At 44.4% G+C, this 25964-nt stretch carries 20 protein-coding genes; 3 read left to right on the top strand and 17 right to left on the bottom strand.

Annotated features, from left to right (window positions below; genetic code table 11):
• Window positions 1-74: 74 nt before the first annotated feature.
• From recJ to H6A13_RS00225, 13 genes are all read right to left on the bottom strand, one after another.
• Window positions 75-1784: a single-stranded-DNA-specific exonuclease RecJ gene (gene recJ, locus H6A13_RS00165; protein ID WP_204907598.1), complete on the bottom strand. Its 1710-nt coding sequence runs from the start codon at window positions 1782-1784 to the stop codon at window positions 75-77.
• A 73-nt stretch (window positions 1785-1857) separates the two neighbouring features.
• Entirely contained in the window at window positions 1858-4002 is a 2145-nt protein-coding gene (gene secD / locus H6A13_RS00170) for a protein translocase subunit SecD (RefSeq protein WP_204907599.1), read from the bottom strand.
• Window positions 4003-4008: 6 nt separating this feature from the next.
• A complete protein-coding gene (scfB, locus tag H6A13_RS00175) occupies window positions 4009-5439 on the bottom strand; it encodes a thioether cross-link-forming SCIFF peptide maturase (RefSeq protein WP_204907600.1) in 1431 nt (476 codons plus the stop codon).
• A gap of 131 nt (window positions 5440-5570) precedes the next feature.
• A complete protein-coding gene (gene scfA, locus H6A13_RS00180) occupies window positions 5571-5714 on the bottom strand; it encodes a six-cysteine ranthipeptide SCIFF (protein WP_101694638.1) in 144 nt (47 codons plus the stop codon).
• A 72-nt stretch (window positions 5715-5786) separates the two neighbouring features.
• Window positions 5787-6161 (bottom strand): TIGR04086 family membrane protein, encoded by a 375-nt coding sequence (locus tag H6A13_RS00185; protein ID WP_204907601.1) that lies wholly within the window; start codon window positions 6159-6161, stop codon window positions 5787-5789.
• A gap of 60 nt (window positions 6162-6221) precedes the next feature.
• A complete protein-coding gene (locus H6A13_RS00190) occupies window positions 6222-6725 on the bottom strand; it encodes a stage V sporulation T C-terminal domain-containing protein (RefSeq protein WP_420827208.1) in 504 nt (167 codons plus the stop codon).
• 185 nt (window positions 6726-6910) lie between these two features.
• Complete coding sequence (locus H6A13_RS00195; protein WP_204907603.1) at window positions 6911-8467, bottom strand: recombinase family protein; 1557 nt, start codon at window positions 8465-8467, stop codon at window positions 6911-6913.
• Between the two features lies 1 nt (window position 8468).
• Entirely contained in the window at window positions 8469-10175 is a 1707-nt protein-coding gene (locus H6A13_RS00200) for a recombinase family protein (protein WP_204907604.1), read from the bottom strand.
• Complete coding sequence (locus H6A13_RS00205; RefSeq protein WP_204907605.1) at window positions 10176-11858, bottom strand: recombinase family protein; 1683 nt, start codon at window positions 11856-11858, stop codon at window positions 10176-10178.
• A 150-nt stretch (window positions 11859-12008) separates the two neighbouring features.
• Window positions 12009-12224: a DUF6870 family protein gene (locus H6A13_RS00210; RefSeq protein WP_204907606.1), complete on the bottom strand. Its 216-nt coding sequence runs from the start codon at window positions 12222-12224 to the stop codon at window positions 12009-12011.
• Window positions 12225-12313: 89 nt separating this feature from the next.
• Entirely contained in the window at window positions 12314-12706 is a 393-nt protein-coding gene (locus H6A13_RS00215; RefSeq protein WP_204907685.1) for a type II toxin-antitoxin system PemK/MazF family toxin, read from the bottom strand.
• Between the two features lie 623 nt (window positions 12707-13329).
• Window positions 13330-13617 carry a helix-turn-helix domain-containing protein gene (locus tag H6A13_RS00220; protein WP_204907607.1) on the bottom strand — a complete coding sequence of 96 codons (288 nt, stop codon included), beginning with the start codon at window positions 13615-13617 and terminating at the stop codon, window positions 13330-13332.
• 233 nt (window positions 13618-13850) lie between these two features.
• Window positions 13851-14408 (bottom strand): hypothetical protein, encoded by a 558-nt coding sequence (locus tag H6A13_RS00225; protein ID WP_204907608.1) that lies wholly within the window; start codon window positions 14406-14408, stop codon window positions 13851-13853.
• 297 nt (window positions 14409-14705) lie between these two features.
• Here H6A13_RS00225 and H6A13_RS00230 point away from each other — a divergent pair, with 297 nt between their 5' ends.
• The 3 genes from H6A13_RS00230 to H6A13_RS13465 all read left to right on the top strand — a co-directional run bounded on the left by H6A13_RS00230 (window position 14706) and on the right by H6A13_RS13465 (window position 16266).
• Window positions 14706-15155, top strand: a complete 450-nt coding sequence (locus H6A13_RS00230) for a helix-turn-helix domain-containing protein (RefSeq protein ID WP_204907609.1) — start codon at window positions 14706-14708, stop codon at window positions 15153-15155.
• Window positions 15156-15219: 64 nt separating this feature from the next.
• Entirely contained in the window at window positions 15220-15774 is a 555-nt protein-coding gene (locus tag H6A13_RS00235) for an ImmA/IrrE family metallo-endopeptidase (protein ID WP_204907610.1), read from the top strand.
• Between the two features lie 123 nt (window positions 15775-15897).
• A complete protein-coding gene (locus tag H6A13_RS13465; RefSeq protein WP_338042966.1) occupies window positions 15898-16266 on the top strand; it encodes a DUF3791 domain-containing protein in 369 nt (122 codons plus the stop codon).
• A 271-nt stretch (window positions 16267-16537) separates the two neighbouring features.
• On the opposite strand, the gene H6A13_RS00250 is transcribed toward H6A13_RS13465, so the two are convergent.
• The 4 genes from H6A13_RS00250 to H6A13_RS00265 form a co-directional block, all read right to left on the bottom strand.
• On the bottom strand, window positions 16538-17647 hold the full coding sequence (locus H6A13_RS00250) for a cysteine desulfurase family protein (protein ID WP_338042967.1): 1110 nt from the start codon (window positions 17645-17647) through the stop codon (window positions 16538-16540).
• A 219-nt stretch (window positions 17648-17866) separates the two neighbouring features.
• Entirely contained in the window at window positions 17867-19390 is a 1524-nt protein-coding gene (gene brxL / locus H6A13_RS00255) for a BREX system Lon protease-like protein BrxL (protein ID WP_204907612.1), read from the bottom strand.
• A 22-nt stretch (window positions 19391-19412) separates the two neighbouring features.
• Entirely contained in the window at window positions 19413-21746 is a 2334-nt protein-coding gene (pglZ, locus tag H6A13_RS00260) for a BREX-4 system phosphatase PglZ (RefSeq protein WP_204907613.1), read from the bottom strand.
• Window positions 21747-21757: 11 nt separating this feature from the next.
• A complete protein-coding gene (locus H6A13_RS00265; protein ID WP_204907614.1) occupies window positions 21758-25963 on the bottom strand; it encodes a hypothetical protein in 4206 nt (1401 codons plus the stop codon).
• Between the last annotated feature and the right edge of the window lies 1 nt (window position 25964).

The raw sequence follows: 25964 nt of genomic DNA on the forward strand, positions 1-25964 counted from the left end.
TTCTCTGACTAAAAATACTAATACATTCTTAAGTATATCATTAGTTTCTGCTATTTTCAAACTATTCTGTACATTTATCCCTGATAATGGGTGATGATGATCTGCGGCGTCGCCTTCCCCATATATTCATTGATCCCGGGGTAATAAGTCAGTGTAAGTTTCTCTCCGGTTTTCGCATAAAGATCCTCCACCTCTCCAAAATACAGGGCGTCTATCACCGTACCTGCCTGGTCCTGCGCCTGCATTTTCAGCACGTTGCGATGTTTGCCGAGGATCTTCGGGTGGGTCAGCCTCACATTTCTGGCTGCAAACACCGGTTTGGTATTGCCTTTTCCAAAAGGCTCCAATAGCTCCAGCTCTTCCACCAGCGCTTCCGTCACGCAGGAAAACGGCATCTCCATATCGATCACCACTTTCTCGCTCAAGTCCGCTGCCGAGAGACTGCAGTTTTCGTTAATCGCCTGACGGAAGGGTTCCAGATTCTCTCTGCGCATGGACAGCCCGGCTGCCTGCCTGTGGCCTCCGAACCTGGTAAGAAATCCTTTGCACCGGCTCAGTTCCTCGTACATGGAATAGGCTTCCACCGACCGGCCCGAGCCTTTGATGCCCTCTTGACCTCTGGTAAGCACAAAGACAGGCTTATCGTATCGTTCCCGGATCCGCCCTGCCACGATCCCGGCCAGGCTCTCATGGCATTCCGGCAGATAGATGACCAGCACCCTGTCATCCTTCAGCGCCGAAGCCTCCACCATGGTCACTGCTTCTTTGACAGCCGCCTCTGTCATCTCTTTTCGGCTGTCATTGAGGGCTTTGAGATCTCCGGCCAACAGATCCGCTTCTCTTTTGGACCGGGCCCGTAAAAGATCCAGGGCCCGCTTTGCCGTATCCAGACGCCCGCCTGCGTTGATGCAGGGTCCCAGTACAAACCCGATATGATAAGCGCTGATCTTTTTCCCGCCAAGCCCGGTGCATTCGATCAGGGACCGCAGGCCCAGGTTTCTGGTCCTTGCCAGCATCTGCAGTCCTTCCTTTACAAAGATCCGGTTTTCATCCTGAAGATCCATCACGTCCCCCACCGTGGCGATGGCTACATTTTCAATAAGATCGTCCAGATCCTCGGCATCCTTTCCCATGGATTCCCAGAGGGCTTCCATCAGCTTATAGGCCACCGCCGCTCCGCACAGGCCGGAAAACGGATAGGTGCAGTCCGGTCTTTTGGGATCCACCACAGCGTCTGCCGGAGGGAGCAGATACTGCTTTTCCCCCTTCCACTCTTCATAGGGCACTTCATGATGATCTGTCACGATCACTGTCATGCCTTCTTCTTTTGCGAACTCTATCTCTTCCGCCGCTGCAATGCCGTTGTCACAGGTAATCACCGTATCCACACCGTCGTCCAGCGCTCTCTGGATCAGATGGACAGACAGTCCGTACCCGTCGGCGATCCGGTCCGGGATATCGCTGTCCGCCTCCACGCCAAGCCGTCTTAAGCCCTCCAGAAGAATATACGTGGCATTGACGCCGTCAATATCATAATCGCCGATCACACGGATCCGGCTTCCTGCCTCGATCTTTTCCCGCAGGATCGCAACCGCCTTATCCATATCTTTCATCAGCATACCGTCATAGAGATCTCCCAGCGTTCCGTTCAGATACCGGGAGATCGCCTCGTCGCCGATCACGTCCCGGTTGCGGATCAGGCAGGCAAGCCTGGGACTGATCTGATATTTTTCTGCAATTCCTGAAAAATCCGCCCCTTTGCGGAGCATCACCCATCGTTCCATCTGTCTGTTCCTTCCCTGTTAGAAAGAAACGGCCTGCCATTATTTGTGGCATAGCCGTTTCTGATAAGCATTGCTATTTCTTTGCACCGATCTTCGTCTTCATCACATACCAGAGGGCTCCGGTAATGCATACGGAAGAATAGGCTCCCCAGACGATACCTACCATCAGAGGCAGGGCAAATTCTTTAATGGAGCTTACGCCCAGCACATACAATACCGCTACCATGACAAAGGTTGTCAGGTTGGTGTAAATGCTTCGGGTCAGCGTCTCATTGATACTCCTGTTCACCAGCGCTTCCATATCGGTGGTTCTGGTCTTATAGTGCAGTTCCTCACGGATACGGTCGAAAATAACGATCGTCGCGTTAATGGAGTATCCGACGATGGTCAGGATGCAGGCAATAAAGGTATTGCCGATGGCGATCCTGGACACTGCATAGAATAAGATTACAACGACCACGTCGTGGAGCAGAGCCAGCACTGCGCTGGTGGCAAACCGGAGATCTTTAAACCGCAGCCAGATATAAAGCAGCATAAAGACTGCTGCAGTAAGAACCGCAATGATCGCGTCATGGCGCATCTCGCTGCTGACCGTAGAGCTGATGTTCTCCGCGGTGATCGTCGCCGGATCCACCTGGAAGTTCTCTGCCAGCGCCTGGTTTAATGCCTCACGCTCGTCAAGATCCAGAGTCACAGTCTTAATGATCACCTGATTGGTTCCCTCCACCTTCTGGGTCTGTACATTGTGGTCTCCGGTTACTTCCTCTACAACAGGAACGATCTCCTGATCGATCTCCTTGATGGAATAATCTTTTCCAAAGTCTACGGTAGTGGAAGTTCCGCCTTCAAACTCCAGACCGTAAGCAAAGAATCCTTTTCCCTGGGACTGGTTGAATCCCATAATGCCAAGTCCGATCACCATGATGGCTATGGACAGGGTAAAGAAATATTTCTTTCTCTTCAGGAAATTGAACGGCGCCCGTTCCTTTTTCTCATGGTAATACAGGTTCTCTTTCTTTAATCCCAGCGCATAGAACGCGAAAATGATCAGTCTGGTGATGACCAGAGCGGTAAACATGGACACGATGATACCGATAGCCAGCGTCTGGGCAAAGCCCTTGACTGTACCGGATCCCCTGAACCACAGCACAGCCGCCGCGATCAGCGTGGTCACATTTCCGTCCACGATGGCAGACATGGCTTTCTGGAAGCCGGTCTTCAGGGAGTTTTTCACACTCTTTCCTCTTGCCATCTCTTCACGCACACGGGCAAAGATGATGACATTGGCGTCCACCGCCATACCGATACTTAAGACAATACCGGCAATACCGGGCAGGGTCAGCGTTACATTAAACGCATTCAGGATCACAAGAACCAGCTCAATGTAGATAAAGAGCGCGATCCCGGATGCCAGTCCCGGCAGATAATATACAAAGATCATAAAGAAAAATACGATCGCAAAGCCAATCGCTCCGGCTAAAAGGCTGGTGCTGATGGCCTCCTCGCCAAGCTGCGCGCCCACCACATTGGAGCGGAGCTCGGTAAGCTCTAACTGCAGACCGCCGATCCGGATGGTGGAAGCAAGGTTTTCCGCCTCTTCATAGGTGAAGTTGCCGGTAATGTAAGCAGTTCCTCCTGTGATCGCAGACTGTACCGTCGGGCTGCTGATGGTTTCTCCGTCATAGATGATGGAGATCGGCTGTCCGATGTTCGCCTCCGTCGCATCTGCAAACTTTTTGGTTCCTTCTTCATTTAATACCAGTTCTACCGAATACTCGGCATTTCCCATATCGTCCTGGCCGGACTGTACACTGGCGGTCTTTACGTCCGCTCCTGTGATCACAGACTCTCCGTCTGAGGTCTGGAATTCCAGGGAGCCCGGTTTTCCAAGCTCGTCCAGGATGGCGTTGGCATCGGATACGCCAGGAATCTCGATGTTGATCCGGTCGTCGCCTTCCTGATAGACGCTCGCCTCTGTACTGTACTGCTCAACACGCAGCTGCAGTTTATAGATGGTGTCGCTCATCTCTTCTGCCGAAGGATTTTTATCTTCTACCTGATAGGTAATGCTGACGCCTCCTGCAAGGTCCAGTCCAAGCTTGATATTTTTCATGGCTCCGGTTCCGGTCTTTCCGAAACCTACGGCCGTCGTGAAGCCCAGAAGGACCATCACCACAGCGATCAGGATCAGGCTGATGATTCCCTTCTTCTTGTTCATCTTTCTTTACTTCCTTTCTTCGTTTTCCTGTGCGGACGCTGCGTCTGCCAGCGCGGCCTTGATCATAATGGCGCACTCCACACGTTTGCGCTGCATCTCACAGCCGATATCGTAAGTATCATGAATGGTTCCATGGAAATGATAGGCATTTGCCATGCATCCGCCGCTGCAGTAGAATTTTGCAAAACAGTTTCTGCACTTTTCTTTGGAGTAGACGTTGCAGCTTCTGAAATCATCCGCAATCTCAGGCTTCACGATCCCTTCGTCCACATTTCCCATCAGGAACTCTTCCTGTCCCACGAACTGATGGCAGGGATACAGATCCCCCCACGGGGTCACTGCCAGGTACTCGGTTCCGGATCCGCATCCGGAAAGCCGTTTTGCCAAGCACGGCCCACCGTCTAAGTCTATCATAAAATGGAAGAAATTAAAACCTTTCCCTTCCTTTTCTCTCTGGATCATGATCTTTGCCAGTTTATCATACTCTTCGCAGATCTTCGGAAGATCTTCCTTCCGGATGGCGTAAGGATCGGATTCGTCTCCCACCACCGGTTCGATGGACATCTGTTTAAATCCAAGGTCCGCGAAATGCAGGATATCCTCGGAAAAGTCCAGGTTGTTTCTGGTAAAGGTCCCGCGTACATAATAACGCTCCTGATCCCGGCTTTCGGCCAGCTTCTGGAACTTGGGCACGATCAGGTCGTAGCTGCCTTTTCCGTTCCGGAAAGGACGCATGCGGTCATTAACCTCTTTCCTTCCATCCAGACTTAAGACCACATTATCCATTTCTTTATTAATAAACTCCTGGATCTCGTCATTTAAAAGCACTCCGTTGGTGGTAACGGTAAAGCGGAAATGTTTATCGTGGAGCTTCTCCTGTTCTCTTCCGTATGCCACCAGATCTTTCACAACCTGCCAGTTCATCAGCGGTTCCCCGCCAAAGAAGTCCACTTCCAGGTTGCGGCGGTTTCCGGAATTTCTGATCAGGAAATCCAGCGCCTTTTTCCCCACTTCATAACTCATCAACGCACGGCGTCCATGATATTCGCCTTCTTCCGCAAAGCAGTATTTGCAGGCCAGATTGCAGTCATGGGCAATATGAAGGCACAACGCCTTTACTACCGTTTTGCGCTTCTTGACTTCTCCGACCATACATTCATATGTATCCGGCACAAAGAGCTGGCCGGCTCTAGTAAGTTCTGCCAGATCGCCAAGCGCGTCCGAAAGTTCTTCTTCCGGGTAACGGCCCGCAAGCTTTTCCTGTACAAGCGCCTGTACCCCGGCGCTTTCCAGTTCCTCTGCCGTATAGTCTTTTCCCGGCTCCTCTGTAAGAAGGACCTCCAGCACGTCATAGCACAGGTCGTCCAGCACATGAACGGCTCCGCTGCATACGTCCAGCACGATATTGTATCCATTGTTTTTATATTGATGAATCAAGGTGATACCCCTTCCTGTTCTCTCGTATTTTGTCTCCGGGAACAACATAAGAGAGCCTGGCTTCCCAGACTCTCATTCACGCTGTGCGTTCCCGCGCATTTTGGTATCCTGTTCGGACTCCCATGAACTGCTTATTTCTTCTGCTCGCAGGTCTGATTTCCTACTGTACAGGATGTCTTGCATGCAGACTGGCAGGATGTCTGGCACTCGCCGCATCCGCTCTTTTTCAGATTGTTGTTCATGGTCTGTGTATTTAATGTTTTCACGTGTTTCATAGCACATTCCTCCTTGTTTTTCCTTAACTTACGTCATTATACCATCTAAAGCCTGATTACGCAATGGATTTTTTATGATATCATTGCTCCCGCCATGCCGCCTCCCATACAAAGGATACAGGCGGCGGCCAGATGTATGACGTCCCCGCTCAGCGTATGATAAACTCCCAGTGTGATCAGTACAAGAAGCAGAAAATATCCTCCTCCCAGCAAAAGCCCCCACAGGAAGCGGCGGACTTTTGCCAGTTTTCCGATCACGATCCCGCCGGCCAGCGTAGACAGCACATAGATCGCGGTTACAGCCGCAGATACGCTTTTTTCATTTAATTCCAGCCGGTACAGAGCCATGGCCAGCAAAAGGAGCAGGATGCCTGTTACCACATAAGCCGTCAGAAGCCCCTTCAGGATCCATAAGATCTTTGTGTCTCGTCGTATCCTCTTTTCCATCCCTCGTCCCTCCTTGTCTATCACAAGGTATGACGAAAGCATTTGATTTATGCAAGCGATTTACTGCTCCATCTGGCGTCCGAGAAAATCCGCTGCGCAGGAAGCCATCTTCTGCTCCGCAGCGGTGAGCCGTTTCTTCTCATCCCTGGCAAGAAGGATCACGCCTCCGATCACATCTCCTTCGCAGATGACAGGATGGATGATCCCTCCTGCATACTCCTGTTCCTGTTCGCTGACGATCCGCACGCCGGTATGTTCCTGATCCGGAAACATCACCGCTGTCCGCTCACTTAAGATCTTTCCCAGCTGGCTGCTGATGTATTTGTCCGCCAGGTCTTTTTTCCCTGCACCGGAGGCGGCCACCACCTGATCCATATCGCAGATGCACGCCAGACACCCCGCCGTCTGGGCCAGACTTTCCGCATACTGGCCGGCAAACGCCGAGAGTTCTCCGATGGGCGAATATTTCTTCAGGATGATCTCGCCCTCCCTGTCGGTAAAGATCTCCAGCGGATCTCCCTCCCGGATCCTGAGTGTCCGCCGGATCTCCTTTGGGACCACCACTCTTCCCAGATCATCTGATTGTGTCAAGTAAGTGCAAAAAAATTTTTCGGCATCCTCGAAAACCCTGATAAAATGGGCATTTTCGGGCTTTCGAGGAAGTCGAAAAAACTCATTTTTTGCGGTACCCATTGTGTGATTATAAGGCTAAAAGCCGTAATTTTCCGCAAAATCCATGAAATCAGTTCCTATGCTGTACGAAAAAGGTCATCGAATTTCCAGACGATTTCAATGTTCTGACCGTCCACAAAATTCACTCTCTTGACTGCATCGTACATGATTTCCCGAAGCGATTCTTCATCCAGGGAATCCGTTTTCCTGGTAATCGCTCTTTCTTTTTTTGCCTGTTCCTCAGCGTCCAGATATTCCTGGTACTCCGCTTCGGTTCGGGCAATTTCCTCTTGCAGCTCCCTGGCACGCTGTTCACGCTGTGCCCGGAGTGCAATAAAATCTTCTCTGGTAATGCGACCTTCCCGGTAATCCAAATAGCTCTGAACCTTCTGACTGTCGCCGGACTTCAACTCGCCTGTCAGTATTTTCAGCTTCTGTCTGAGCATTGTCCCCTTTGGCTGAACCGCTTTGGATTTTCCACGGGACTGAACGGTCATCATGGCGATCTGTGCTTTCAGTGCTTCCAGAACCACTTCTTCAATCCTTGTTTTATCCCAGCGGACTTCTTTGCAGGAATGTTCTTCCTCATTCCAATAAGGTGTTGCACAGTAGAAATGCACATCATTCCCGAAGGTTTTCTGAAGCTTTCTGCCGCAGTGAGCACAGTAAAACGGGTAAACATCCCGTTCTGTTTTCTTTTTATAGGGACGAACTTTCCGCAAAGCATCTTTCGCCGCTTCAAATTCTTCCATCGAAACAATGGCTTCATGAGCGTTCTCATGGATGATCCATTCTTCTTTTGGAACCCTGTACTGAGCTTTGTCCCTGATTTTCCTGCTCTCACGGGTGTGGTTGACCATACAGCCGGTGTACTTGATGTTCCTCAGCATTTCAAGAATCCGCTGATGTGTCCAGAGAGGTTTTTTGTCAGACTGATTTTTTCTCCGAACCCCCTTATACTCAAGCGGTGTCGGAACGCCTTCCGCATTCAGTTCTCTTGCCACCTGACTTGTGGATTTACCTGCAATAATTTCCTCAAACACTCTCCGAACAATAGGTGCGGTTTCAGGGTCAATGACCATTTTGTGTTTTTCCTGCGGCAGTACCCTGTACCCATACAGACAGCAGGAGACGTAACCGCCATCCCTCTGCTTCACCCGCATTGCCGTTTTTACCTTTTTGGAAAGGTCTTTGCTGTAGTAGTCGTAAATCAAATTTCTGAAGGCGACGTCCATCCCAGCGGTATTACCGAGATTCTGTTCACTGTCGTAGTGGTCATTGATGGAAATCATCCGGACTCCCAGAAACGGGAAGATGTGTTCCAGATAATCGCCAACTTCCAGGTAGTCACGTCCGAAACGGGAAAGGTCTTTGACAATCACAATCTGAATCTTTCCGTCCCGGATCAGGTCAATCATCCTCTGGAAGTCCGGTCGCTGGAAGTTCGTACCCGAAAAACCATCGTCGCAGAATTCCATCTGTGGCAATCCGGAAAGGTAGGGATTCAGGGCAATGTGCCGCTGGATCAGCTGACGCTGGGCGGCAATACTGTTGCTTTCATCCTTTGCCTGATTTGTCCGTTTATCCACATCTTCCAGTGAAAGACGAAGATAAACCGCAATACACTTTTTCATCCTACGCAACCTCCTTCCTGAGTATTTTGACAGTATCCAGAACTGCCTGGAAGCTGTCCATGTACCTGAACTGGATGCTCAGGGAATTATCCCCGTTCATCTGCATGGATTCAATCATGGCATCTGCCAGTTCTTCACTGATTTCCTCGGCATGAGCGTACTTTTCAATCAGCGCTTCCCAGATTTTTGCTTCCTGAAGCGGCTCCTCATATTCTGCCTTTGAAAATTTCAGTTCTTCAATCTGTTTTTCCAGGCGGCTGATGTCCTCCATCAGGATTTCACGGGTCTGTGCATAGTCCTGATCGTCGATAAGTCCTTCCCGCAAGTCACGGTACAGCCCGGAAAAAACAGACTTCTTTTTCTCCAGTTGTTTTTTCAGTTCCTTCGCCTGGTCTGACTTTCCAGCCTTTTTCACCTGTTTCTCTTTGGCTTTCAGCAGGCTGTCCAGTGCTTCCCGGCAGTCCAGAAACAGCTCGAACTGTGCCTTGATGCTGCTGAGCACCGCTTTGTCCACATCGGCTTTCCGCATCCGTTTGGCAGTGCAGGCTCTTGCTCCATGCTCTTCATGAGCCGGACACTTAAAGGTAAAATATACCTTATCTTTATTGGTGCTGAAGGAACGTACCAGCTTCATCACGGAGCCGCAGTCCGCACAGGTAAATTTCTTCCCGTAAATGTTTTTTGCTTTGGGAAGGTGGTCATATTTCCCTCTGTTTGCCTTCTGTGCCGCCGCAGCTTTCTCGTTGATCGCCTGTACCTTTTCAAACAGCTCCGGCTCAATAATCGCTTCGTGCGTATTTTCAACCAGTATCCAGTCCTGTTCTTCTGTACGGCTGAACGGAATCCCAGCATATAAACACTGCGTTGTTTTCCGCTGTGCCAGATGCCCCAGATAAGTAATATCCTTCAGGATGTCCGTTACCATGTGCTTGTTCCAGAGAATCTTCCGGGGCTTCTGATTATTGTTGGTGACAATCCCCCGGTCTGCCTTGTACTGACCAGGAGAAGGGATTCCCATATCATTGAGCTTTTTATTGATTCCCATATAGCTCATGCCTTCGGAACGCCACTGATAAATCATCCTGACTACCGGTGCAGTTTCCGGATTCACGATCAGCTGATTTTTGTTCTCCGGTGATTTCACATACCCGTATTTTTCCCATGAGCCGATATATTCTCCCTTTTCCATCTTGCTCCGCAAAGCCGATGTTACTTTTCGGGAAATATCTTTGGCATAATAATCGTTGATAATGTTCGACAGCGACACTGAGAGCTGCCCGTTGGCTTCCGCTGTATCCGTATCAAAATTGTCATTGACCGCAATGAAGCGGATATCGAAGAACGGACAGATTTTTTCCAGAAACTCGCCGGTTTCGATGTAGTTTCTGCCCAGACGGGACAGGTCTTTTACGATAATGCAGTTGATTTTCCTCTGTTGAACCGCTTCCATCAGACGCTGCCATTCCGGTCGTTCAAAATCTGTACCGGTAAATCCGTTATCTGCAAAAATATCAGCCAGCTGAAGATAAGGTCGGGCGTCAATGTATCGCTCCAGCAACGCAATCTGGTTTTCAATGGAATCAGAATTGCTTAAGTTATCTTCACGGGATAATCGAGCATAAATCGCTGTCTGATAAACTTTGATGCCGGATTCAGCCTTTTGGAGCTGAACACCCTGCCGTTCCCGGCGTTTTGCAACTCTTGCCAATTATCCCACCTCCTTTTCCACAGGCTGTACATTTTTCTGCTGTCCCTGATATTCTTCCAAAAATTCCAGTATCGCCTGGAACTGGTCTGCGTGGTTCAGCGTAAGCGAAATCTGTTTGTCCGCTGTAATCTCAATCCGTTCCACAAAATGAATCACCACTCTGCGGGTCAGTTCCTGAATGTTCTGATATTTCCGGAACTGAGAAAGCCAGCTCTGCTGTCCGGTCAGACCGGAATTTACCTTATTCCGATTGCCAATCAAATGGGCAATCGAATCATTTGCATCCTGGATTTTCTGGTCACAGTCCGCTTTTAAGATTTTATACTCATCCAGCGTGATGACTTCCATCTTGAAGTCTTCGTAAACCATCGCCTTCATCTTCTTGTTGTACTCAATGACTTCTTCCTGTCGGGCAATTCCCCGTTCAATCCGTTCCAGTTCACGACGTTCCCAGGAAATGCCGTCCAGTTCTTTTAAGGCGGATTCCAAATCCAGCGCCAGTGACACCTGCGACTGGATCACTGCCAGCACCGTATCATAGACTGCCTGTTCCGTGATTCTGTGAGGAGAGCATATCTCTTTATTCTGCTTGTTGGCTCCACAGATAAAATACACATACTCTTTTCCATGCGATTTTGTTTTTCTCCGGATCATGGAGCTGTGGCAGTCGGCACAGAAAACTTTTCCGGAAAACAAATGGACGGCTTCCCCTCCAACAGGGCTTCTGCTGTCCTCCAGCATCAGTTTCTGAACCATATCGAAAGTTGCCGGTGGAATAATCGCTTCATGAGCGTTTTCTACCCGCACCCACTCCGATTCATCCTTTGTACTGCGAACTTTGACCTTATGATTCGGAGTTGTGGTCTTACCCTGTACCAAAGTCCCTGTGTACATCTCGTTTTTCAAAATCCGGTAGATTGCTACCGGACTCCAGACTGTCCGAGCCTGCTTGCGGAATCCGGACTGATACCTGGAACCGCAGTGCCTTTTATATTCATATGGAGAAAGAACTCCATCCTGATTCAGCCGGTCAGCTATCTGTGCCGGACTGAATCCGTCAATCTTCATCCGGAAAATGCTCTCCACAACGGGAGCTGCGGTTTTGTCGATGACCAGCTGATTCTTGTTTTCCTCTGACCGCTGATACCCATATATCGCATGATTGCCGACAAATTCACCGTTCCGTCTTTTGATGTCCAGGTTGGAACGGACTTTGATGGAAATATCACGGCTGTAGGAATCATTGATCAGGTTCTTAAACGGAAGGATAATTTCATTTCCTGCCTGCTGGTTTGCTGCGGAATCGTAGTTGTCATTGATTGCGATAAAACGGATTCCGAGAGCCGGAAAAATCTTCTCAATGTATTTTCCTGACTCAATGTAATCTCGACCGAATCGGGAAAGGTCTTTGACGATAATACAGTCAATTTCCTTCTTTTTGACCAGCTCAATCATTCGCTGGAAATCCGGGCGGTCAAAATTTGCACCGGTAAATCCATCATCACAAAACTCCTGTGTCAGAATGATTTCCGGGTGATGTTTCAAATAGTCTTTAATCAGCTTACGCTGATTTGCAATACTGTTACTTTCTTTCTTTTCTCCTAATTGAGAAAAGTCGCCATCTTCCTTCGATAATCTCAGGTAGATGGCGGCATGATAAGTCATGTCTATAAATTTTTGCATAGTTCGCCACTCCTGTCTGATTTTCGTTTAGAAGCCGAAAACAAACCGGAGTTCCGCTGATTTTTGTCCACTGCAATCGTACCATATTTCAATGTGGAAATCCAGTTTGTCACCTCAAAAGTAACCCGCCAATTTCTTCCATAAAATGCTCTACATTGTGGCAATCATATTGATAAAATTATCTGTAATGGTGTTCTGCGTATTCGCAAAGGATACTTTCACTACCGTATCGCCCACTTTAAACTGATACGGATTTTTGATCTGCTCAATGAAAGATTTAATCCGTTCTTCACTGGGCAGAGAACGGTCAATTTTTACATCTCTGATGTCTACCAGCTGACTGATGTTTTCATTTTCTTTTTCCATTTACCTTTCACCACCTTACTTCATCATTATTGCCAGAAATTTCCTGAACTATTCAGAAAACATCATCTGCAAAAGAATAGGCAGAGCCTTTAAAAGTTCTGCCCATTGTTTTCACAGATGAGATACTTTTTCAAACCCAGGCTGGCAAGCAGTGCAGAATCTATTTTCTGCATTTCTGTTTGATCTATCTTTCCCAAATATCGCTCGATTCTATGCTTATCAATCGTTCGGAGCTGTTCCAGCAGCACTACCGAAGAACGGGAGAGCGCCGGATTGTCCCGGAGCAGATAATGGGTCGGCTGACCTGCCTTTTTCTCTTTTTGGGCTGTGATAGCAGCCACGATCAAAGTCGGAGAATAGTGGTTTCCGGTGTTGTTCTGAATCACGATCACCGGACGGACACCGCCTTGCTCTGAGCCACATACAGGGGACAGGTCTGCCATGTAAAGATCACCTCTGCGGTACTTCCAATTTTGTTTCATCACCTGCAGCTCCTCCTTTACCGGAAATAAATTTATAGTCGATAAAATCCGCCAAAAATAATTTTGTGGTCTATAAACGATAAAAATTACTATGTACAGGGAACCGGCAGTCAAATGCACGGTTCCCTTTATTTGCGTTCGCTCCCATATTTGTCCTCGACACCCCTGGGCGGCAAGAGCTGTATCTTGCCGGGAAGTCATCAAACGGCTGGCTGCTGACCAGCTCCATAGGAATCCAACCTCCCCGTGGTTCTCACCGGGCTGCCCCCATTGCGTGATCTTGTTTTCACAAGGCTGTGGCTGGGCAGAAGTATCATTATACCTGTTGCTTTCATTGCCGTACCGGAAGCAATCCGATATTTACAAGCCAATAGTTCTCGCTCTGACCCTCAGAATGAACAGACAAAATAAGTGACTCTGTGTTTCTGATCGAAATCGTCCTGGCGTATTGCTGATGTGGCTGATGCTTTCGCACCGGCAACAGGAACGTGTTTGATGAGTGAGTATTCTGTTTTCAAGGTACATCCAGCCGTTTTCCTTGGCTGTATCTACATTGTACCTGTTCTGAACTCAACTTTTTATGACCTTGTACGGCGGTTCACCCACCGTGGTACGGTGGATTTTCAGACTTTATGCTTCAGAGCAATCATCTTGGCAATAACAGCATCTATATCTGCAACTATTTCCTGACGCTGAATCTCTTCTCCAAGTAATATGTAGTCTGTCGAAACATCAAAGAAGCATCTGATCTCAACCAGCAAGTCGATAGACAGACCCTGCAATCCTCTTTCGAGCTTTCCAAGATTGCTGGTGCTGATATTCAGCTTTTCCGCTAGCTGTTCCTGTGTCAGTCCTCTTTCTTTTCTCAATTTTGCAATTCTTCTTCCGCATTCTTTCGGGTCAAAATACATACCGTTTCCTCCTTGACGGCGCAAAAAAAGAACCGGAGGAAATCTCTGGTTCTCTTTCATGCAAATGTCTGGAAGACGGCATCAAAAAAGCCCCGTACCGCATTGGCACGAGGCAAACGTATTTATTCAGTTTCGTATGCTGCGATCTCCCAGCATACCAATCTTAGCATCTATCAAGTCGGACTTTCAGTAGGGAAACCATCGGGATTTTGTCGGACTTTCATCGGACTTTTTTATAATCCCATATCGTTTTCCTCATTTTCTGTATCCAGCAAAAGCTGTTTCAACATGGGAATCGAATTTCCCCAAAGAGATAAACCAAACAGTAAAACTGCTTCTTTTTTACGGTCGTAATAGGTACTCCGTTCCATATTCATAATTTCCAGCATTTCTGCTTCTTTATATTTGAATCGGCTCATATAACATTTGGACAGGATTACACAATACAAATCTCCCCGGCAAGGGTAATCCCTGACTCGTCCCATCGCATTATCCACCAGTTCAATAAGCCATCTCGTTTCAAACAGGCTGCGGATTCGTTCTTCAAATCGTTCTCTTGCTTCGTCAGGAGCAAAAGTTTCCAGATAGACAAGAGCACCATCCAAGCCGGAACTGCAATTATAAATCAAATCTTCATGAACTTCTTCAGCTCGTCCGATTGCTGACCAGCAAACATCCCGATAAATCGACAGAATCAGTCGGGACCGTTCATACAGAATCTTTTCATCCACTTGCTGTATCCGGCACAGCATTCGTATATTATGTAACGCCTGTGTACTATTTCTACTCATAGCAATCTCCTTTCAAATCTATACCATATGTACTATATCCTTTCTAAGCCCATTTTCAGCCAAAGGGAAAGAAAATGCCGGATCATGGGCAAAATAACCATTTATCACTCGCTCTGCTTATACTACGGAGCGTATAATCAGAAGTTTTCATCGGAAGTTCTTGACTTCCTGTAACTTCTGATATACAATTATATCGAAGTTAAACTTCTTTAATTAATTCCTATTATACTGATTTTCGGAAGTTTGTCAATGGTTAATCGGAAGTTACGAAAAATTTTTAGAAAGGATGGATCGGAAATGACATTTGGCGAAAAAATAAAGGCAGCTCGATTGGCAATGAATCTTTCTCAGACGGAGCTTGCTCAGATGACAGGTATCTCTGAACGCTCTCTCTATACCTACGAACAGCTCGGAACAATCCCTCGTAAAAGCAACATCAGAAAACTGGCTGAAGCACTGAATATTTCTGTTTCGTACCTTTTGGACGACCAGGAATCTAATACTCAGATCCATAGAGAAGAGGACTTATTCATTGCTGAAGCACGGGAGAAATTCGGCTCAAAAGGTGCAAAGGAAGCTCAGGAAGTATTGGGACGTGTAAGTTCACTGTTTGCCGGCGGCGATCTGGACGAAGAAGCCAAAGATGTATTTTTCCAGGCTCTTATGTCGGTGTATATGGACTCCAAAAAGAATGCCAGAGAAAAATTCACTCCGAAAAAGTACAGAAAGCATAGAAAAACAGAATGATGCCTGACAGCATCTTTTCTCGTTTATCATAATGGGTTCTGTGCTCGATTTGGAGGTGAAGCAAGTGAGAACCGCAGCACATATTATTGAAGCAGTCGAAAAGCTGGTAAAGAAATATGATACCAAAGATCCCTATGAGCTTTGTCGGGCTTTAGGGATAAAAATTCATTTCTATAACATGGAAAAGAAATTAAAGGGATTTTTCTTCTATCAGTCAAGACAAAAGAATATTGTGATTGACAGCAACGTCAATGAAGTGCTGGAGCGCATCTTGATCGCTCATGAATTGGGACACGCAGTGCTTCATACCAAAATCGCCATGATGAAAGGTTTTCAGGAAATGGAAGTATTGGACGGCAGTTCCCTGGAAGAAGATGAAGCCAATTTCTTTGCTGCTGAACTTCTTCTTGACGATAACGAAGTCCTGGAAAATCTATCCGAATACTCTTTCTTTGAAACAGCCCAACGGCTTTTTGTACCGGCTGCATTGCTGGACTACAAATTCAGTTTGCTCCACGAAAAAGGAAAACGGGTAGATTCCATGTATATCCGGAAATCTGATTTTTTGAAAGAAGATTTGGGAGCCTATGATGATAGTTCCCGTTTTGAATATGAATAACGGATGGATTAGTGCCATTTTAGAAGATGTTAAAATTAAGAACCTGAAAGAGCTGGAATTTGCTGTGTTCTGTATTGAGAATATTGCAATCCGGCTCAAAAAAATGCTGAAGAAACATATAAGATGCTGACCGAAGAAAACAATATACTGTCCGGTTACATCATACCAGAGTATGAAATGCTACATACGCAGAGCAAAGACTATATTGTTGATGATATTATCGCTGTTATAAAGGAAAACAGCATTGTGTTGACCGTATTGCCCCGAAGACCGACCGATATGACCGCTAATCCTGTTTTACTGCAAAAGAAATACGCTCGAATCGTTGAACGTTTTTCCGAAAGGCAAAAACTTTCTTTAAATGACGCTCTGGACTGCTTCTATCATTCGGTTACCTATCGCCTAATCAGTGAAAGGGTATCCAATCTGCATTGCATGAGCGATGAATATCTGATGGAAGAACTCATTTCGGAATATGACGGTAAAATTTAAAATGCTTCAGGACTTAAAAAGCAGACCACACCAGCACACTGGATAGGTCTGCTTTTTAACACCATCAATGCTACATGTGGCGTTATTGGAACTATTGTCACCAATCTGCTTTCAGTGAAATGCACCTGCAAGCCCGTCCTCTTTTCCGATATCTCCCAATACATCCTTACATTTTCCGGCAGTTTATCGGCGGTTTAACGGCATTATTGGGGGGGGCAGCAGTGCCGTCAATCTATTCGCCGCACCCTGTTAAAAGCCTATACTACATAGATTAGCGTTTCAGAATTTTCATTAAAGACTGCACAATATAGAATATTTCTTCTTCAGTGTTCTCATATCCCAAGGAAATTCGTATTGTTCCTTTGGCATAGTTCTCTGATACATGAACAGCTTCCAAAACATGAGAAATCTGCGTATTCTTACTATCGCAAGCAGAACCTGTAGAGACGCTTATTCCCATTAAATCAAGTCTATGTAAGAGCATTTCTCCTTCAGCATTTTTGAAAGAAAGGCTTATATTTCCTGGAATTTTTTTGGGACTTCCATTTTTAATAAAATCTAACTCGGCTTTCTTCAACAAAGATGTCATCAACTTTTCCAATCCTATCAGATGGTCACTAACTGATTTCATCCTATTGCAATTCTTTTCTAATGCTACAGCCATTGCAACAATGGATGCGATATTTTCTGTACCGGCTCTCATTCCAAATTCTTGTGCACCGCCATCTGCATAAGGAGCAATCTGAGTTCCTTTCTTTATATACAGAAAGCCAATACCCTTGGGACCATTAAACTTGTGAGCCGAGGCGGAAAGCATATCTATATCAAGTTCTTTCACATCAATCGGGATGTGTCCAACCGCTTGCACTGCATCTGTGTGAAATAATGCTCCTTTGGAATGAGTGATCTCACACAATTTCTTAATCGGCTGTATGGTTCCTATTTCATTGTTGGCATACATGATAGATACCATTTTTGTGCTATCATCAATGTACTCTGACAAGATATCTGGTTGGACAACACCACTTGAATCTACCGGTAAATAAAACACTGGAATCCCCATACGCTCCACAGCATGGCATGAGCGGAGAATTGCATGGTGTTCAATCTGAGATGTAATTATTGCTCGGTGATTTCCGAAAGCGAAGGCGGTAGATTTGATAGCCCAGTTATCGCTTTCTGTTCCACCTGATGTAAAATAGATCTCCTCAGGTTCTGCATTAATACATTTTGCTATTGTTACACGAGCAGCTTTCAATGCAGCTTTTGCTGTCCGTGCAAAGGAATATTGTTGTGAAGCATTTCCAAAATCATTAAGAAGGAATGGCTTCATCGCATTAAATGCATCTATATCTAATGGTGTTGTTGCTGCATGATCCACGTACACTTTCATAATTATCACTCAAACAGTTTGCAACCTTGATCCTTGAACTCTTCAATCTTATCCAAAATATCCTCAACCGATACTCCAAGATAATCAGCAAGACAATCCATACAGTAAAAGGTTTCTACCTGTTCCCCTAATAGTTTCTTGTTAATTCCAATTTCGTCCTTTTCAAGTGCTTCCTTCCCGCAAGAAACACAAGATATTTTTTTTACCTTACGCATCAATTACAGAAAAGCTCGGAACCGTCTTGCCTGCTTCTTTTTCATCAACAATACCCATTTGAATACGAATAATTGCTCGCATATCCATTGCAGGCTGTAAACAGTAACGATTAAAATCACGAGAAGTAATGTCCTGAGGTCTGCGAACATGCGGGAATAGCAGCTTCAGGTATGCGGTACAGATTCTCTTAATTGCTTCCGTATCACGAGTATCTGCTTTAGGCGGCATATCGATAAGAGCATCAACAATCGCTCGGTATGAGGGATCATCTCTTAATTCATGCATAATACTCGAAAAATACTCAGAATTCAATGCCCAACCAAATGCTTTCAAATCATCATTCATTCTTGGCAAATCCCATCCCTTGATGAAACCATGTATACGGTCTAAAAAAGGAACTCTGTGGAATGGCTCAGGCAGTTCTAAAAACATATTACTATATTCATCCATTGCACTACCAGAGATATTACCCAAGAACACGATGCCAGCATCAACATTTACTTCATGTCCATCGGGGGCATTATACTTCCTGTTCTCCATAATCTGTTGAAGAGCAGAATGAAGCTCAGTATCTTTCATATAATCTGCTTCTCGAATTTCATCTAATGCAACGAAATCTTTATAGGCTACAATACCATCTGCCTTTTTGCCAATATCGTAAATTAATTTAGCACGTGTAACTTTTCCCGAAACGAGCCACCCGTAACGACTAATTTGACCGAATAAATATGATTTTCCAGTACCTGGAGGAGCAAGCTCAATCAAATTCAGGTTTTTTTCTACGAACGGTAACAACCGCTGAATAACTGATAACTTTTGAGCCCTATTCTCGTATCCAGCAGGATTATAATCAACAGCAGAAAGAACAATATCAAGCCACTCATCCAAAGAAAAGCTTTCACGTGCAGTTTTATATTCTTCGAGGTCAGTTTCATACGGACAAAAATCTATAAAATCTATTAATTTAATCTTTCCTGGTGTTTTAGAATCATATGGATACTGATAACCAAGTTCTATAATCCCCCAGTTTTCTTCTGCTTTCAATAGATTGACACTACAAGCGTCCCAAACATCTCGAGGAATAGTTGTGTCTTTATATCCAAGACCAAAATCCGGAAGAGAAAACGAAATATCTCCTGTACGAATATCTATTTCGACGCATACTTTTGCCAAAATTTTAATCGTTTCATTATTGTTAATAATTCTATTTTTTAAATTTTTCCAGTCTTCCTTTTTAGGAATATAAGTTCTGATAAAATCTGTTGCTCCGTCTACATCAACCTCACCGTCATCATCCTGAAAATTTTTTATTACATAGTCTCGCATAAAAGACGGAAGCTTAAAAGAAGAAATAAAATTATTTTGTTGAAGGTCTTTAAACACCACCATTGTATCAAAAGCATCTTTCAGACGATTGATAAAATCTTCGTTTCCCTCTTTATAACCCCCTTGTTTTTTCTCAGAATTAAGACAATTATCGGTTGTTGTACCTATCTTTACGGCAAATTCATCCACTAAGAATCCCCTCCAATCTTATTTATAGTCCAAATAGATTCTTTTGTTTAGTGGCTCGTTCAATTCTGAAACTGAGTGTTACACCAACATTCTTGTCACCATCATAAACGAAAGCTTCATAGGAATTTGTACGCTTTAGTTCAGGCATAACGAATTCTGCGTGTTTCTTATCTCCTACAAATGTACCATTATAGAAAATGCCATTCACCTGAATACGAGGTTGTTTCATCGACATATTGGAAAACAGCGTGATTTTTGCATCTTGTCCCATCTTATACTTAATCACAGGCTCAACAAAACAATAGGTAATATTGTCAGGCTTTCTAACCAATGTAATAACTGGAACAAGAACTTCTTCCAATGTGGCACCACCATGTACTTCCAAGTTTGCAGCACGGCTTCCTTTGAATCTTTCGTAGTTGGCAAGAACTGCATAGCCATCTTCATAAGATGCCTGGGGAAGATTTGGGTCATCGTCTATTTTACAACATCTTCCACTATGGACACCTTTTTCGCTAAGTTCGATATTAGATGTAGATTCTTTTCCGTACAGTACAGCCAAACGACTTGCACCATGGTCGGAGAGAATCACCGCTTTTTCAATAGTTCCCTGTGCGAGCTGAGTCTGAATTCGTCTCAGTTCAGTATCAATAATTTCGAGTTCTCGGAACAAATGGATCGGATAAGGGCATGTTTCATAATCGTATATCATGCTGTGATGCTTCAACTCATCTAAATCAGAAATCTTCTTTACATTCGGGCAAGTGTTCTCAAACTCCTTGTTTTCCGAAGTAATAGAAGGTAGTTCACAGCGCCCAACAGAGACCTCAAAAACCAAACCATATCTTTCGCATTTACTTTGAATAAAAGCGAGATATTCGACACCTAAAGCATCAAAAAAGAAGAACCCTGTTTTATTCTTATCCAGCTTAGAAACGATACTGCTTCTTGGCTGCAATTTCATAAAAGGTCTATCAACCGCATGATTATCCACCTTGGTGATAAAATCGTCATAAATACGATTGGTTAACTTCTGCTGTTTATACTGTATGAAGTAATCTGTCAGCTCTTTCCGCAAAGGACTATCTGCATCAGGCAATTTGGTGTTAAGCACGTCAAAAGTAAAAGGTTGCATATAACAGTAAATATCAGGGAAACCATTTTTGAGAATCTCTGAAACTTCTTCTTCGCTATAATCATAAATAGACAGACATCTTACAAGTTCATATCGTTCCCTTTCGCTTGTTGAAGTCAAATAGCGGACTGCATACTTCTCATACTTACCAATCTGATCACAATAATCGTCGATATAAGGCAGATTCTCAGGAATATTATCAAGAATTCTCTTTCTCTCTGCATAATATATATCAAACAATGGATCGTCATATTTAATATCAAGAAGTTCATTATATAAAGAACGCTCAAACACATCTACAGAGTCAGCATGAGAAATAATACGAGCAACATACTTATTTGTACCAACACCAAACACTTGCATAGCAAGCCATAAAAGCCAAAGCATATTTTTGTCGTCACTTTCAAGTACGCTATCCAGATGGGCAATTAAGTTAGTCGTTGCTCCAAAGTGAGAACATACAAATGCAGAGAAAGTATCGACATCTTTCATTACTTCTAGCAGCCAACTCCATTGTTCCTGTGTTCCATAATTGTTTTTAGTAAGAGTTAAGTCCGGATACTTTTGACAGATAGCATCATAGATCCCTGTACTTTCAGAGACAGAGTATAAGGACTGTCTGAAAAGTGTGGTCTTGAAATTAGTCAGCACCGTCAGGGTTGGATGAGCCTGAAGCCTATTATCATCCATTTTCTCCATGTATTTTAATAATCCCTGGATTCCATTCAGAGGCTTGAAACCCACACACACCGCTTCGTTGTCAGTCAGTTTTATCTGAGGAAGAGGAGATGGACTCCCCGCCACGAGAATAACTCGACGGTCATAACGAAGATCTCTCTGCAAATATCGATCAATGAACTTTTTACAATGGCTCAACAAAACAATCGCATGACCGGAGATACTTAACCCGAGTAATTCATCAACAAGTGCATCTACAGCTGTTTCATTTCTGAGCATAACTGCTTGAGATGTCCCCACCAATACAAAGGTATCCTTTCCGACTATCTTTGCAATAGCATCATCAATTATCGGTAAGCCATTTTTCTGTGTAAACTGAGAAACAAATACGCACTGTTTATTGGCATCAGCTTCCAAGCGTTGAAGAACGGTCTGAAAATCATTAAAGTTTTCCGTATTAACTAATAAAGGTTGTCCCCAAGATTCGCCAGCACAATATGCATTTATTTCTTGAAAGCATTCATTTACAGTCTTGCAGTACATCAACGCCCTCCTTACTTATTTTTAAGTATTTCGATACCTACCTTAACATTGTCAGTAATCAAGTCTTTCAAATAGCGACGAAGTTCTGTTGCATCCATTTTTTCGACAACAGACCAAACCTTTTCGCTACCACCAGTCTTATATTTCTTTTCTGCAAGCATTCTAATCTGGTTTTGCACGGTAGAGTTGTCCATCCAGTCATACTGGTGTACAGTTACATGGGCAACAAGATATTCACGGACTGTTTGAGCATCATCCAGCATCAGAGCATAATCACCAACAACCCGACTCATAAAGCATTTATCTCTGAGTTCGCTATTAGAAAGTTTGTCAAAATAGGTTACACGATTCAAATATGCAATAGCACGGTTAATGGATACCTCAGAAGGAGAGTTCTCCATCATAATTGCAAAGATTTCCTTGCCTTCAGGACGCTCCTCATCATCAAGCATACAGAGAATAGGAGTGTCATATCTTGCAGACCAATCACGAGGATTTTTTGTTCCAGTTTTTTCCAACCATAAATCTTTCAAGCGCTTTTTAGCCTGATTCTGAAGAAATTCCTTAACAGCGCTCTCAATATAAGTCATGTACTCGGTAGAGGACTTTGTAAACTGTCCCGCAGGAATGTCCTGATACAGTTTGAGAATGTCATCGGTGTCCATTCCATCAACAAAAATCTCAGCGACAGTTCTGAAATAAGGAATTTGATCACTGTAAAACTCATCAAATGCATCTCTCTGTGAAACCAAGAGAGAGTAAAAATGCTCTTTGTTCTGATCAGACAAAGAATTTGTCTTCTTCATACGATACAGCTCTTCGAGGAAAAGAGTCAAATCGCCAGTATATTTTTTAAGTGCTTCAAAGGCGATTTTAATGTTATTTGTACGATTATTCCAACCACTAACAACATCTCTAATACTAGAACAAGCAGGAATACTTTTTGCGCTTTCAGCGATAATACGATAGTCTAAAATTACATCATTAATCTTATCGTTTGCCGTCTCGGTATTCCAAACCCAGTTTGCAGCATCTGCATTGAACTTTTGTTTTACCTGATCGAGATATTCCCCACCATCACCAATCTGAGCTGCAAGAATTTTCAAAACACCGTTCTGGTATGCATCAATGTATGCCAACATACCCTTTCTACACATATCGTTTGTAAGCAAACGAGTAAGATCTTCGGTAATAAAAGTGTTTTGGATAACCAAGCGACCGATTGAATCAGCAAGATCACTTTCAGAAGCCTTGGAGCTGTTTGCGGTATTAGCAATACCACAATAATCATCAATTACTGTAGCGATTATTGTCGTAGGCGTACGAGTCTCTACAGTTTCTAGAATGGACTTTACAGACCAAATCGGAAACGAGAGCTTTTTCATACTAATTCGCACCTGATCTCTCGCACTCTCGATTGAACCGCACTGAGTCATAGGAATACGAAATACTTCAGAAGTACATTTCAAGAAGGAACGCTGTTCTGCACTCATTTCAACAATGTATTCCGGCTTATAGTTCCTGCTAGGGGACACTGTCTGTTTCATGGCGTTAGCAATCGCCATCTTCATCTTGTCAACAGACATACTTTCGCTGGTGGAACCATTGCTCCAGAAATAGTCCGCAGTTGCATATTCTTTTAGAACAAATCCCATCACAAAGGCTGTAAGGTTAGTAGCCCTAAATCCAAAAGGTGCTTGCTCCAGTTCACCGTAGATATCTGAAATGCAGACACGACCAGAAGGCGAATCGAAGCCCTTCCTAATTAACTCCTCGACCTTTATCTTAATCTGAACAATAGTCAAGCTACGCTTAGTTGGATCTTCCCAATAGTTTTCCACACCCCATGCACCAGCAAGAGCAGTTTCCAATTTTGGCTCTTTGAAAGTTTGTTTTAAGGTTTGCGTCGCACCACACTCTGCCCCCTGGGCAAGTGCGCTACCAACAAACAGATCACGCTTTACATCATAATTCTCAAGACCATAATAATATTTCTGATGATTAATCAGGCTAAACTCATCCTGCAAAGCGGTGATATTTGCTAATCGCTTTCCACTTGGATAATCTGTGCTGTACAACATAAATGCGCCGCTGGCAATCTTATTTTTCCAATCAGCTAGGCAATTTACTGCCTGCTTTTGGAACTCACCAGCACGATGCTTATCATTCTGTGCATAATAACGGCTATACGCCATACTTTCCACATACTGCTCAAACAGGTCTTTGCCCATAGGAGAAAGACTTGCATCGACATAGATAATGTCATGCTTTCCCGCCTTGATTCCACTAATAATTTGGCTCTTTACTTGTGCTGCTTCATCGTCATTCAGAGCAAAAGTCACAAGAACAGAGAAACGATTTGAATGAGATGTTGCGGTAAGTTTAGCTACAGCCGGTGTGAAATTACCATAAGCAGCACCATTAAGAATGTATCTACCGCTGATTGCAGGAGGCAGTGTAATTGCATCAATTAAATCCGCATTGGTAATCAGATCCTGGGTTTTGGTTTCTCTAATTACGGTATCTTTCAGCTTTTTAATTGTTGCTGCATCACCTGTGCTATTGGCAATGGTGTATTCAGACTTACCACCACCGACAGTACGCTTAAAGAGTATTCCATCACGAACGAGCTTTTCAGCAATAGAACGTGCCTTACCTTTTGACCAACCTGTACCGGAGAAAGCAAGGTCAACATTCTGTTCGTTAGGTTTCAGAAGTTCTACATCGCTAATGCGGAGAGAAATTGCCTGCAAAAGCAGTACGGTTTTCAGTACCTGTTGTTCATCAGGTGTCATCTTATCAGAACGCAGCAAACTATAAGAGTCCAAAATGACACGGACATCGTCATTCAATCCATTCTGTCCCTTTCCATAGAAGAAGTCCCATAGCATATCAATCGTCAACAGATTTGGTCTATCTAGAGGACCGTAATTGTTGATAAACCATTTGAATGCTTTTGCGTCTGTCATATCATTGCTGATAATGAAGTCAAACATACTTCTTTGGTTAGAGCTAAAAGCAACAGATAGGTGCTTCAACAACAAAGCAGCATAAGGATGAATCGGCACGATGGCTTTCAATTCCTGTTCGGACAGCACTGTCTTTTGCCCAAGAGTAGACGTGCTTTTTATGCTGGAGGTAATGTAGCTACATACGCTAGCCAAATCATCAGTTAATTCGCCTTTATATTCTTCCCATTCACTCTTAAGCATTACATCCTGAGTAGTTTTCATCGCCTGTGCCATCAAACGGAATGCCATGTTTTCAGGCAATTCGATTTTTACAGGAGGTACGAAACGGTCAAGAATCTTCTTTGCTGTTTCAGCATTCAAGAATAGGCTTCTACTTTCGTGAGACACAATCATAAAATAAAAAGGATGGGAAAGGCTGATTTCAGCCAAAGTCTGGAAACCAGTAAGGGAGTTTGGATTGTTCTGGAAGAACTCGGTAAATTCATCCCAAACAAACAGGATAGCCTTAATCTGGTTCTCAGAAATAATATTCTTAATCCAGTTTGCCATACCTTGAATATCTAGACGTAAAGCAGTAATACCATTGTCTTCTGCAACGGTAATAATGTCTCTCATTGTCTTGGCAATTTGTGCCGGTGTGCCATTTTGCAGGCGATCAATAACAGCGTCTACATCATTACCGCCAAAAGTCCATGCATACTGTTCCTCTGCAATCAAAGTATTGAAATAGTCACGATTTGCTTTTTTCTCTAACCATTTGAGTGCCGCAACACGCAGAGATGCTTCGCCACGGTTAGTGATACCATTCTTCTCCAAGGCAGACATAATACTGTCCTGAACTGCAAGAATCAAATCCTGATCGGAGCGAATAGAACCCGAACCTATTCTATGGATGGTAATAAGCAGACCATCATTCTTATCTGCGATAATCTTTTGACAGAGATCTTGGCTTAAACCGTAGTCATTAAAATAGTCTTTTACTTCTTCATCTGTAGCGTCCAGCAAAGATTTTACAGTAAGTGCAGCATGTGACTTACCAGTGCCATATGCCCCTTCAACCCAAAGAGAGCGAGGGTCTTTACCGGACAATACCGTATGAGTTTTTTCAAGCAGCTTCACAAAAGTATCGTGAGGATAAAAACTTTTCCAGCTTACCATGCCACTTTCAATCAAATCTGCGGTTACTGCCGCATAATACTTGGGGTCTATATTAAAATAGTCCCTATAAAGTTTTTTGCCCGCCATG

Source organism: Mordavella massiliensis (assembly GCF_016902415.1).
In the GTDB taxonomy this organism is placed as follows: domain Bacteria; phylum Bacillota; class Clostridia; order Lachnospirales; family Lachnospiraceae; genus Merdimonas; species Merdimonas faecigallinarum.